Source organism: Microbulbifer celer, assembly GCF_020991125.1.
In the GTDB taxonomy this organism is placed as follows: Bacteria; Pseudomonadota; Gammaproteobacteria; order Pseudomonadales; family Cellvibrionaceae; genus Microbulbifer; species Microbulbifer celer.
Genome location: NZ_CP087715.1, coordinates 3,534,716 through 3,547,443 on the forward strand (window position 1 = coordinate 3,534,716; position 12,728 = coordinate 3,547,443).

At 60.0% G+C, this 12,728-nt stretch carries 9 protein-coding genes; 3 read left to right on the top strand and 6 right to left on the bottom strand.

Annotated elements, in window-relative coordinates; all coding sequences use genetic code 11:
- The first annotated feature begins 125 nt into the window (after positions 1-125).
- Positions 126-1,589, top strand: coding sequence for a lytic polysaccharide monooxygenase (locus LPW13_RS14585; RefSeq protein ID WP_230436483.1), 1,464 nt, complete (start codon positions 126-128; stop codon positions 1,587-1,589).
- Between the two features lie 188 nt (positions 1,590-1,777).
- Here LPW13_RS14585 and LPW13_RS14590 read toward each other — a convergent pair whose 3' ends face one another.
- Complete coding sequence (locus LPW13_RS14590) at positions 1,778-2,974, bottom strand: multidrug effflux MFS transporter (RefSeq protein WP_230436485.1); 1,197 nt, start codon at positions 2,972-2,974, stop codon at positions 1,778-1,780.
- Between the two features lie 455 nt (positions 2,975-3,429).
- Here LPW13_RS14590 and LPW13_RS14595 point away from each other — a divergent pair, with 455 nt between their 5' ends.
- Positions 3,430-4,446, top strand: a complete 1,017-nt coding sequence (locus LPW13_RS14595; RefSeq protein WP_230436487.1) for a succinylglutamate desuccinylase/aspartoacylase family protein — start codon at positions 3,430-3,432, stop codon at positions 4,444-4,446.
- 221 nt (positions 4,447-4,667) lie between these two features.
- On the opposite strand, the gene LPW13_RS14600 is transcribed toward LPW13_RS14595, so the two are convergent.
- Complete coding sequence (locus LPW13_RS14600) at positions 4,668-5,906, bottom strand: lytic murein transglycosylase (RefSeq protein ID WP_230436489.1); 1,239 nt, start codon at positions 5,904-5,906, stop codon at positions 4,668-4,670.
- Positions 5,907-6,074: 168 nt separating this feature from the next.
- The gene (gene trhA, locus LPW13_RS14605; protein WP_230436490.1) at positions 6,075-6,728 is read right to left on the bottom strand and encodes a PAQR family membrane homeostasis protein TrhA; all 654 of its coding nucleotides are present in this window, start codon (positions 6,726-6,728) and stop codon (positions 6,075-6,077) included.
- 191 nt (positions 6,729-6,919) lie between these two features.
- Here trhA and LPW13_RS14610 point away from each other — a divergent pair, with 191 nt between their 5' ends.
- Positions 6,920-8,908, top strand: coding sequence for a RecQ family ATP-dependent DNA helicase (locus LPW13_RS14610; protein WP_230436492.1), 1,989 nt, complete (start codon positions 6,920-6,922; stop codon positions 8,906-8,908).
- 62 nt (positions 8,909-8,970) lie between these two features.
- Here LPW13_RS14610 and LPW13_RS14615 read toward each other — a convergent pair whose 3' ends face one another.
- From LPW13_RS14615 to hflC, 3 genes are all read right to left on the bottom strand, one after another.
- A complete protein-coding gene (locus LPW13_RS14615; protein ID WP_230436494.1) occupies positions 8,971-10,293 on the bottom strand; it encodes an adenylosuccinate synthase in 1,323 nt (440 codons plus the stop codon).
- Positions 10,294-10,447: 154 nt separating this feature from the next.
- Positions 10,448-11,656, bottom strand: a complete 1,209-nt coding sequence (locus tag LPW13_RS14620; protein WP_230436496.1) for an ATP phosphoribosyltransferase regulatory subunit — start codon at positions 11,654-11,656, stop codon at positions 10,448-10,450.
- 189 nt (positions 11,657-11,845) lie between these two features.
- Positions 11,846-12,718, bottom strand: coding sequence for a protease modulator HflC (gene hflC / locus LPW13_RS14625; RefSeq protein ID WP_230436498.1), 873 nt, complete (start codon positions 12,716-12,718; stop codon positions 11,846-11,848).
- Between the last annotated feature and the right edge of the window lie 10 nt (positions 12,719-12,728).

A 12,728-nucleotide genomic window follows, 5' to 3' on the forward strand; every position in this document is an offset into this window, starting at 1 on the left:
GTATCTGACCGGGAGGACAGCGCTGTCATTCCGTGAGGCCCCGGCGCTCCCGAATGGCCCCGCCAGCGCATTCCCAGCATCACCAACAACTCAGCATCACCAACAATAACGATGAAGGAAAACCCATGAAGCACACCATCCATACGCAAGCGAATCGATCGCGAGCACTCACTCTGATGAGCGGTGTATTGACGCTATTGGCCAGTGGTCTCAGTACACAGAGTCTGGCGCACGGTTCCATGGAAGTACCCGAAAGCCGCATCTACAACTGCTTTCTGAATAATCCGGAAAACCCGTCCGACCCGGCCTGTGCCGCTGCCAAGGCCGTTGGCGGTACCCAGCCGTTTTACGACTGGAACGAGATCAACCAGGCCAACGCAAATGGCAACCACCGCGCGCTGATTCCCGACGGCCAGCTGTGCTCCGGCGGCCGCAGCAAATATGCCGGAATGGATCTGGCCCGTCCGGACTGGCAGGCGACCCCGATCACACCCAATGCCGACGGCACATTCGACTTCGAATTTTATGCGACCGCCCCACACTCCACCCGCGACTGGGTCTTCTACATCACCCGTCAGGGATACACCGGAGAAAACCCGTTGCAGTGGGATGACCTGTTTGAATTCTGCCGATTGGGAGACGTACCGGTGGGCGCTGACAAGCGCTACACACTGACCTGCCCGCTGCCTGAATTGACCGGCAAGCATGTGATCTACACCACCTGGCAACGTTCCGACAGCCCGGAGGCGTTTTACACCTGTACCGATGTAATCCTGGGTGACGGCGGCAGCAGCCCCTGGGCCGATGAAGGCGCACTACAGGCACAGACGGACCTGACCGCCGGCTCTACCATATCCCTGCGCCTGTTCAACAGTGCCGGTAATGATATGGAAACCCTGTCGTTCACCCTGCAACAGGATATGGCCGCGGCGGAGTGGGCACTGGCGTTTGCCCAGTCCATCAACAGCCAATCCCAGTACGCGCGTATCGGCATTCTGAATCCGGACGACGGCAGTATCGCACCCATTACCAGCGCCACGGAAAACCGGGTGTACACCCAGGCAGATCTCAGCCTCAGTCACGAGATCGATATTGCGCTGCCGGATACTAACCGCGCCCCCAGTGCCGTGATCGACGCCAATCCCACCAGCGTCACCGGTGCCGGTATCGTCAACTTATCCGCGGCAGGTTCGTCAGATCCGGATGGCGATACCCTGAGTTATCAGTGGAGCGCCAGCGCTGGCACCCTGAGCGGTGCGAATAGCGAGGCCGCGTCGCTCTCCCTGCCAGCACCGAGCGACCCGCAGACCGTGACCATCAACCTGCAGGTATCCGATGGAGAATTGAGTGCCCAGAGCAGCGTAAACATCACCCATAACCCGGAAGGACAAACCGGCGGTGATTACGACTATGTGTATCCGGAGGGAATCGGCAGCTATGTGCCGGGGGAAACCGTGGTTCAGGGCAGCGATGGCAACCTTTACCGGTGCCGTCCATTCCCCGAGGGGCAATGGTGCAATATCAACAGTGCCTATCACTATGCGCCGGGCACTGGCAGCAACTGGAGCGATGCATGGATCGCGCTGTAAAGCACCAAAAGCACTACGAGATGCCGGCCTATTGCGCAAATCACGAATAGACTGGCAGCGTGCATTAATTGCGACAGGTTTTCGGAGGGCTATTTGCGAAGGCGATGCCGGCGATGACTTTGTGAGACTCTCGAACACTGTGTGTCTCACAAAATCATCGTCGGCAGCGTCACCGCCACGACATGGATTCAGGAGGTTACGGGCTCCGGTGCTTCGCGCAGAGTAAACACCACAAGCGTCAGCGCCAGCAGCGCACAACCCGCAATACCCGCCACCAGCACCATCGGTGTACCATCAAACAGGGCACTGACGATGCCGATCGCCACCGCTCCCAGCATCATCTGCAGGGTTCCACCCAGCGCTGCCGCGGTACCGGCAATCGGACCGTGATTATCCAGCGACAGTACCATCGAAGTGGGCACCACCAATCCCAGGCAGGTATTGCCGAGTAGCAACAGGGAGACCAGCAGGGCGAAACTGTCGAACCCCAACGCAAACAGGCACAGCATCAGCGAGGCACTGAGCGCAAAGCCCGTCACCGCACGGCGCACCACGGTCACTGCCCCCAGCCGCTCACACAGGGTAGCGGCAAACTGGCTGGAGGCGAAAAAGCCCAGGGCGTTGAGGGCAAATGCCAGGCTGAACTGCGTTGCCGACAGCCCGTAGTGATCCATATACAGAAAAGACGCGGTGGAAATGAAGGCAAAGAAACTCGCCATGCCCATACCGCCAATCAGGGTCAGCCCCATAAAATAGGGATCCCGGAACAGGGTCCGGAAGGCGTCCACCATCGCCGACAGGCGAAAAGGTACCCGCTCCTCTGCAGGCAGGGTTTCCGGCAGCGCAAATATCGTCAGCACCAGACTCAACAGCGTAGCGATGGCCACCCCGTAGAATATCGACGGCCAACCGAAAGGCACAATCAGCGCACTGCCCACCAGCGGTGCCAGCATCGGAGAAATGGAGATGACCAGCATCACCGTGGTCATCAGCCGGGTGGCCTCGGTGCCGGTATAGCGATCGCGGATGATTGCGCGCGGGATCGACATCACCGCTGCGGCACCCACCCCCTGTACAAAACGCAGGCCTATAAGCCATTCAATGGTGGGCGCCAGGGCACAGCCGATGGACGCTGCGATAAACAGCAGCAACCCGAAATACAGCGGGGGTTTGCGCCCGAACATATCTGCCGCCGGCCCGTAAAAAAGCTGGCAGACACCAAACGCAATAAAAAAAGACACCAGTGTGTACTGAGAGGCCGCCACCGGTACCCCGTAGTCTTCCGCCATTGCCGGCATGGCGGGCAGATACATGTCGATGGCAAAGGGGCCGACACAACTGAGCAACCCCAGTATCAGTGCCGTTTTGATCAATTCCGGTTTCATCTGCAGCGGATCTCCGTCAGTACCTATCAACACCTATCAATGCCGGACTGCCGCAGCGCCCGAGCGCGACATTCTATCAGGGGCACGTGTCAGTCCAACTACATAAACAGACTTTCCCATGCATCCTCGTCACTTCCAGTGTGGTGTAACGAACTAATTGTGCTTATCAGCGGGCCGCTAAGCGGCCAGATGTAAGGCGCACTTGCGCTGGCGTAGTCATTCTACGTCAAGCAAGTGCAACGCAGCAGATGGCTGCTTAGCGGCCCGCCCGAAGGGAGCCCCCCAAATCGCCCACAGCTGCGTTGCCGCTCTTGGAAAGGGCCCGCCATTCCCTGCGAGCGGCGCCTTACTGTGAACAATTTGGGGGGCTCTGATATGCACAATTAGTTCGTTACACCACACTAGAATGAGGGAGGCAGGTCTGTGAACCTTGCGTCATCTGATCGGGAAACCCTATGCAAGAAGAATTCAGTATCGCCGGAGTCAGTGTCGCCCGCGGCGAAAGTCGTCGTATCGAGCTGCCGGTTGTGCATCTCTACACCGACACGGAAATGGCCATTCCAGTCTACGTCCAGCGCGGGCGCAAACCGGGGCCGACCCTGTTTGTCAGCGCCGCGATCCACGGCGACGAGTTGAACGGGGTAGAGATCATCAGCCGCCTGATCAACCGCCGCAGCCTCAAGTCCCTGCGCGGGACCCTGATCGCAGTGCCGGTAGTGAATGTGTACGGCGTCCTTAACCAGTCCCGCTACCTGCCGGACCGTCGGGACCTGAACCGTGCCTTTCCCGGCTCCGCCAAGGGTTCGCTCGCCGCGCGCATGGCGCATGTGTTCCTGAATGAGATTGTGTCCAAGTGTGACTACGGCATCGACCTGCATACTGGCGCCATCCATCGCAGCAACCTGCCGCAGATACGCGCCAACCTGGACGACGCTGAGACCCGCAAAATGGCCGCGGCCTTCGGCGTGCCGGTGTTGATGAACTCCACCCTGCGCGATGGCTCCCTGCGCCAGGCAGCGGCGGATCTCGGTGTGCGCATCCTGCTGTACGAAGCCGGGGAAGCGCTGCGTTTCGATGAGTTCTGTATTCGCGCCGGCGTGAAGGGGGTGCAGAATGTGATGCGCCATCTGGGCATGCTTCCACCCAAGGGCGGGCGTGGCAATATCGAACCCTTTATCGCCCGCCAGAGTGGCTGGGTACGCGCCGGCAGCAGCGGCATCGTCAACCACAAACGGCAACTGGGTGACCATGTGCGCAAAGGGGAGGTATTGGCGAATATTTCAGACCTGTACGGCAATCATCTCGACAGTGTGCTTTGCAATGCGGACGGGATTATTGTGGGCAAGCAGAATATTCCGCTGATCCAGGAGGGGGAGGCCATGTATCACATCGCCTTTTTCCACGAGCCGCATGAGGTGTTGGAAAACATCGAGCTATTGCAGGATTCGCTGTTACCCGGTGAAACGTTCTGATGCCCTGACTTCCCATTCATTCGCACTGCCCCATTATTGCGAAGTCCGCCCACCCAAATAGAAGGGGAGGCGCTGGGGCAAGCATTTCGAAACCGTCGGCGACAGGATGTCGCCGCCGGAGCGTACAGGGATGTATTCACAGCGTTTTCGAAATGCTTGCCTCAGTGGCTCCCCGCCACCCGAGGTTGGGAAGGGGAACCACTTCACTTATTGTTGGGCCATCATTTCTTCCGCAGTAACTCCAGCACTTCCTTACTCGGGAACCCCTGCAATTCCACACCGACACTCTCTTCAAACTGCAGAATACCTTTACGGGTACCGGAGCCGGCTTTGCCGTCGATCTCGCCGTCGTAAAATCCTTTTTCCTTCAATTTGGTCTGCAGCTCCATCACTTCATCCTGATCGAGACGGGTGAACGGGCGCTTCCAGTCTTCGACCAGCGGCGGCGCACCACCAATCTGATCCGCCAATATCCCCACCGCCAGCGCATAGCGGTCGGAGTTGTTGTAGCGCTTGATCACGTAGAAGTTTTTCAGCACCAGGAATGCCGGGCCACCGCGGCCCGCAGGTACTTTCAACTCGGCGACATCATCTTTGCGGGGGAATTCACGGCCGCGCACGCGTTTCACGCCGAGTTTTTCCCATTCGGAAATTTTCAGCTTGCCCGCTGGCAGTTTGTTCTCCGGGATTTCCACCTCATAGCCCCAGGTCTCCCCGGTGCGCCAGCCATTCTCATGCAGAAGACTGGCGGCAGTGCCCAGGGCATCCGGAATGGAGTTCCAGATATCGCGCTTGCCGTCGCCGTCCATATCCACGGCGTAGGCCTGATAGCTGGTGGGGATAAACTGGGTGTGGCCCATGGCACCCGCCCAGGAACCGGTGAGGTGACTCTCGTCGATATCACCGCTCTGCAGGATTTTCAGTGCGGCGAGCAGCTGACTGGTACCGAACTTTTTACGCTTGGGGTCCGCATAGGCCAGCGTCGCCAGAGAACGCACCACGCTGCGCATCACCGTCTTGTTGTCGAGAATCGCACCGAAGCTGGATTCCATGGACCAGATCGCCAGCAGGATGTTCGGATTGACGCCGAACCGTTTCTCGATTTTATCCAGCCAGGGCTTCAGTTCTCGCTTTTTGGCTTTGCCGCGCTGCACCGCATACTTGGTGATGCGGTTGTCAAAATACTGCCATGCGGGCGCCTTGAATTCCGGTTGGTAGCTCGCCTTGTCCAACACCCACTGGTCCGGTGAATCGATGCCTTTAAACGCGCGATCAAAGGTTTCTGCGGTGATCCCCTCCTTCATCGCCTGCTGGCGGAATTCCTTTTTCCATTTTTCAAAACCCGGATCTGCGGCAGCACTGGCAAACAGTGGCAGCATCAACAGGCCGCAAATCAATAATCGACCGAAATTGCGGCCGACGATTTGAAAGTCGCCGATCCGGCGGGAAAGACTGTGCATGACAACTCCTTGGCAAATAAAGCTCGCTCAAGGGTAGAACGGAAGACCGCAGACGGAAAGAGAGGTTTGGCAACAAAGCCGGTCGGTGTGACCAAGGCGACAGGTTTGCGCGAAGATTTCGCTGCCACGTGCCGCCAGGGGAGGAACCAGAGTAGAAAACTGGAGGGATTACTTGGCGGGAATCACATAAAACAGCACCGCAAAAAAGTGCAGTATGCCGCCGGCGAGCACAAACAGGTGCCAGATGGCGTGATGGAAACGCAGCCCACGCCACAGATAGAAGGCAATGCCACCGGTGTAACAGAGCCCGCCCAGTACCAGCAGCCAGAGCCCGCCGGTGGCGAGATTGTCCATCAGTGGTTTGATCGCCGCGATCACCACCCATCCCATCAGCGCGCTCAGGGTAATCGATAGCGCGCGGTATTTTTTCAGTGGTGTCAGCTGAATCACCAGTCCCAGTAGCGCGAGCCCCCAGATCACCCCAAACAGCCACCAGCCCCAGGGCCCGCGCAGGGTGACCAGGGTGAACGGGGTGTAGGTGCCGGCAATCAACAGGAAGATCGACGAATGATCCAGGGTGCGCAATATCTGCTTGGCACCGGCATGGGTGACGCTGTGATACAGCGTGGAGGCAGAGAAACACAGGATCAGGGTGGCGGCGTAGATGCTGGTACTGACAATATGCCAGGCATCTCCGCGCAGTGCGGCAAAACCACAGAGAACACCGAGACCCGCAATGGCAAGCAGCGCCCCCACACCGTGGGTGATGCTGTTGGCCAGCTCCTCGGCAAAACTATAACGTGCGGCAATAGAGGATGGCATGAATACCCCGACTTCTTTAGTCTGGCTCGGTTCAGTCTGGCTACGGCTTTATGTGGGTGCCGTATACGGCCACCAATACCAGCCTAACCACATTTTGTGACTGATTGATTAAATATAGTCCACATCATCACGGCAGCGATCCCGGGACGCAAGGATTGATTGGGACTGCCGATTCAGGGGAACGGAAACCTATGACCGCAAATTCACGGGAACATCCACAAAAACTTCCGGATAGCCTCCTGATCAGGCTGCTGCAAAACCACTTCCACCTGCGCGAATTCCGCCCCGGGCAGCGCGCAGTCATCGACCGCCTGCTACAGGGAAAGTCCGCACTGGCGATCTTTCCCACCGGCGGCGGCAAGAGCCTCTGCTACCAGTTGCCCGCCCTGGCCCTCGACGGCCTTACGGTGGTGATTTCCCCCCTGATCGCCCTGATGCAGGATCAGGTGGACGCCCTGCAGTCCCTGGGAATCGCCGCGGCACGCCTGGACTCTAGCCGCAGTGGTGACGAAGTGCGTGAGATTTACCGCCAATTGCGCGCCGGCGAACTCAAGCTGCTGTACGTGGCTCCGGAGCGGTTGCAGAACGAGCGCTTCCTGCACCTGCTGTGCGGGCTGCACATCGCGCTGATGGCGGTGGACGAGGCGCACTGTATCTCCGAGTGGGGCCACAACTTCCGCCCCGACTACCTGAAACTGGCACAGCTCGCCCGCGAACTCGGCACCGAGCGGATTCTGGCGCTGACCGCCACCGCCACGCCGGAGGTGGCCACCGATATCCGCCGCCAGTTCGACATCGCCGACACCGACCAGGTTCAGACCGGATTCTACCGCGAGAACCTGCAACTGCTGGTCACCCCCTGCAGCGAGCCCCAGAAACTGCCGCACCTGACGCAGCGGCTGCAAGCGGAGCCGGATGCGCCCGCCATCGTCTATGTGACCCTGCAACAGACCGCGGAAACCGTCGCCGAACGTCTCGCGGCCGCCGGCATACGTGCCACCGCCTACCACGCCGGACTCAAACCCGAAGTTCGCGAACAGATACAGAACGCGTTTATGGCCGGCGAGATCCGTGCTGTGGTGGCCACCATCGCCTTCGGCATGGGCATCGACAAAGCAGATATCCGCGCGGTGTATCACTACAACCTGCCGAAATCGCTGGAAAATTACATGCAGGAAATCGGCCGCGCCGGCCGCGATGGCCAACCCGCGCGCTGTGAGCTGCTCGCCTGTGCCGACGACCGGCGGGTGCTGGAGAATTTCACCTACGGCGATACCCCCATCGATGAACACCTGCAGGCACTGCTGCGCCACTTGCTGGAACAGGGCGAGGAATTCGATATTTCCGTCTACCAGCTGTCATCACAGTTTGATATCCGTCAGCTGGTGGTGAATACCGCACTGACCTATCTCGAACTGGAACAGGTGATCCGCGCCACCGGCCCCTTCTACTCCAGCTACCAGGTCCGGTTTCTGGAGCCGATGGAGGCGGTGCTCGCACGCTTCGACCCGGCGCGGGCGGATTTTCTACAGCGGCTATTCGATAGCGGCAAAATGGGCCGCACCTGGCTGAGCATCGACGTCCAGCAGGCGGAACAGCAACTCGCAGAGCCGCGTACGCGCATCCTGAAAGCACTGCAGTTTCTGGAGGAAAAGAGCTGTATCGAGACCCGCGCCAAAGGCGTGCGCCAGGGCTATCGGCGCCTGCAGCAACCGGACATGGCCGCCCTCGGCGCGCGCCTGGGACAACTGTTCGCCCGTCGCGAACAACAGGATCTGGCGCGTCTGCAACTGGTACTTGACTATGCCGACAATCACTATGCCGACAACCAGAGCGCCGACTGCCTGCCGGCGCAACTGTGCGGGTATTTTGGTGAGAGACTGCCCGAGCCCTGCGGCCAATGCAGCAGCTGCCGCGGGACGGCCCTGAAGCAGCGCCCGGGGGGATTGCCGGACACAACAGCGCCGCAGTCCATTGACGGGGGCCAGCGCCGCGCTATCCGGCAACTGATCAGCGAAGCCCACGAGGCGCTCGCCCACCCGCGACAGCTGGCGCGCTTCCTGTGCGGTCTCGCCAGCCCCGCCACCTCGCGCCTGCGCAGACATTCCCTGTTCGGCAGCCTCGCGCAACAGCCCTTTCAGCGGGTACTGGCACTGACCGGGCAGCTGCTGGGAAATTAGCTGTTTTACAAACGAAAACGGCGCCCCACAGGGCGCCGTCTCCAATCAAGCACAACCGGTGATCACACACTGGCGTTGTGAATACCCATTTCGCACAGAGCAGAGGATTCGCGCACGATGGTCTGCATGCGATCCGGACCAGTGGAGATGATATCGATCGGCGCGCCTACCAGCTCTTCGATACGAGCAATATAGGCACGGGCATTCTCAGGCAGGTCGGCTTCGCGGCTGATACCAAATGTGGTCTCGTTCCAGCCGGGCATGGATTCGTATACCGGCGCCACCCCATCCCAGCCTGTGGCATCGAAAGGTACCGGCACATCTTCGCCGGCACTGTTGCGGTAACCGACACAGATTTTCACTTCCTCCAGGCCGTCCAGTACATCCAGCTTGGTGAGGCACAGGCCAGAGATACTGTTGATACGGATGGCGTGGCGCACGGCTACGGCATCGAACCAGCCGGTGCGGCGCTGACGCCCTGTGGTGGCACCGAACTCGTGGCCTTTCTCACCCAGGTGACGACCGACATCGCAGCCCAGCTCAGTGGGGAAAGGCCCACCGCCCACGCGGGTGGTGTAGGCCTTGGTGATACCCAGCACATAGTCCAGGTACAGGGGGCCGAAACCGGAGCCGGTAGCAGTACCGCCGGCGGTAGTGTTGGAGGAAGTGACAAACGGGTAGGTGCCGTGGTCAATATCCAGCAGTGACCCCTGAGCGCCCTCGAACAGGATGTGCTCGCCGTTTTCGCGGGCGTTGTGCAGGATATCCGCCACATCGGCAATCATTGGCACCAGATCTTTGCGCCAGGTTTCCGCCAGCTTGAGGGTGTCCTCGTAGCTGACCGGATCGACCTTGTAATACTGGGTCAGGGCGAAGTTATGGTATTCCAGCAGCTCTTTCAGCTGGGCACAGAAATTGTCCCAGTTGCACAGATCACCCAATCGCAGGCCGCGGCGTGCCACCTTGTCTTCGTAGGCGGGGCCGATACCGCGACCGGTAGTGCCGATGGCATTTTTGCCGCGGGCTTTCTCGCGCGCCTGATCCAGTGCCACGTGCACCGGCAGGATCAACGGGCAGGCCGGGGACAGGCGCAGGCGCTTGCGCACAGGTACGCCGGCGGCTTCCAGTTCGCCCATTTCTTTTTCCAGCGCTTCCGGGGACAGCACCACACCATTGCCGATCAGGCAGGTCACATCGGGGCGCAACACGCCGGACGGGATCAGGTGCAGCACGGTTTTCTCACCGTTGATCACCAGCGTGTGGCCGGCGTTGTGGCCGCCCTGAAAGCGGACTACCAGCGCCACTTTCTCGGTCAGCAGATCGACGATCTTGCCTTTGCCTTCGTCGCCCCACTGGGTGCCCAGCACCACTACATTCTTGCCCATGTGCGTCAATCTCGTGTGTTCAATCCAACGTTAGACGAGCGAAAAAGGGATGGCCGCGCCCGTCGTTCGGCCTGAAAATCTCAAATCAACTGATCAGTGTAGGGTTCGCCACCGCTGCCCGCGATTCCCGCGGGGTTGCGTCAACGCCTCAGGGTTACTGACTCCGCGGTTTCACTACCCAGCCATTGCCCTCGCGGCACAGTTCGCGATCACAGCGCGCCAGCGTCTCGCTATCGGCATCGGCGGTTTCCGGCATCGCGGCGATTACGATTTCGCCGTCTGCGCGCAATTGTTGCACCGTCTGCCAAAGCTGGTCCCCCTGTTCGCGATCACCCGCCTCGGCCGGCGCCAGGATTGCACCGGCTTCGCGCTTTCCATTGGCGCCCAGCGTGTTGATCGCCACCAGATCGGTACTGAAACCCGTGGCCGCGCGATCGCGCCCGAACACGGCGCCGATGCCGTTATAACGCCCGCCATTGGCCAGCGCTTCACCGTGGCCGGGGCTGTATGCCGCAAATACCAGCCCGGTCTCATAGTCATAACCACGCATTTCGCCCAGATCAAAAAACAGCGCTACTTGCGGATAACGCCGCGCCACCGCATCCGCTACCTGCTGCAGTTCCTGCAGCGCATCGCGCAGTGCTGCCGGTGCGCCGTCGAGCAGTTCGCGGGCGCGGGCCAGACATTCGGTGCCGCCCGCCAGACGCGGCAGGTTGCGCAGCCAGTTCGCCGCATCTCCGCTGCCCAGGTTCTCTTCCACCCAGCGCTCAATATCGGCCACCGCCTTGCTCTGTAGCAGGCGGATCAGTTCCTGTTGCTGATCGGCATCCAGGCCCGCGGCCTCTGCCAGGCTGCGGAAAATGGCCACATGCCCGAGGTCCAGGTGGATCTCGCGAATACCCGCCATGTGCAGGGTTTCGATCATCAGCGAGATGACTTCGATATCCCCTTGCAGGCTCTGCACCCCGTAGAGCTCCGCGCCGATCTGGATCGGCGCCCGCGGCCCCATGGGCGCACGCGGGCGGGTATAGAGCACCTGGCCGGCGTAGCACAGACGGTTGGCGCCGCTGCGGGGGAAGCTGTGAGAGTCAATACGGGCCGCCTGCGGTGTGATATCCGCGCGGATTCCGAGGATTCGCCCGGACAGCTGGTCGGTCACCCGGAAAGTACTCAGGTCTACGTCCCTTCCCATACCAATCAGCAGGGAATCGGTGAACTCCACCATCGGCGGAATGATCAGCTCGTAACCCCAGCGGTGATAGAGATCCAGCAGGTTTCTGCGCAGGGTTTCCACCCGCTTGGCGTCCGCGGGCAAAATCTCGGCGATGCCATCCGGTAGCATCCAGCGTTCGGCTTGGGTCATGTCAGTGATATTCGGCAGTTAACTAAGCGGCAAAGGTCGCTTCAGGGGAGTCCAACAAGGGACCGGAAAATACAGGGCCTGGGAAAAGGCCAACAAATCGGGCCGGCACAAAAAAACCGGGCGCCGGCCCGGTTTTGGGGATTTTACCATCAACTGCCCACTGGAAGGTAGGGGGTAGCGCCCCGAGGCTTATTTGCCCTCGGGATCTTTCAGGTAGCGGAAGAAGTCGGAATCCGGCTCCAGCAACAGCATGTCGCTCTTCTCGCCGAACGACTCCTTGTAGGCGGTGAGACTGCGGGAGAAGCGGTAGAACTCCGGGTCCTTGGTGAAGGCCTCGGCATAGATCTTGGCCGCCTCGGCATCACCATTACCGCGCAACTCTTCCGCCTTACGGTAGGCTTCAGACTCGATAACCACTTTCTGGCGATCGGCTTCAGCGCGAATCCGCTCACTGGCTTCCTGCCCCTTCGCACGGTGGTCACGGGCCTCCAGCTCACGGCCGGCGCGCATGCGCTGGAACACAGACTCGGACACTTCCGCCGGCAGGTCGATACGCTTGACCCGCACATCGATGATTTCCACACCCAGCGCCTTGCGCGCGGTCTCGTTCAGGTTCTTGGTGATATCAGCCATCAGCTCGTCGCGCTGGCCACTGACCACTTCGTGCAGGTCGCGCACACCGAACTGGTTGCGCAGACGGTTGTTGATCTGCTCCGCCAACAGGCGTACCGCGTTGCGTTCATCACCACGGGTGGCGACGAAGAAACGGCCCACATTGGTGATGCGATACTTCGCATAGGAATCCACCATCATGAACTTGTTTTCGCTGTTGAGCATGCGCACCGGTTGCGAATCCACCGTCTGGATACGGGCATCAAACTTGCGCACCTGGTTGATCAACGGCATTTTGAAGTAGAGGCCGGGCTCATAGTCGGTGCGCACCACCTCACCGAAGCGCAGCAGTACGGCCTTCTCGGTTTCTTTAACTACAAAGGCACTGCTGGACAACACCAGCAGGCCGATCAGTATCAATGCAACAATAAATAGCGATTTGTTGTTCATTTTCACACTC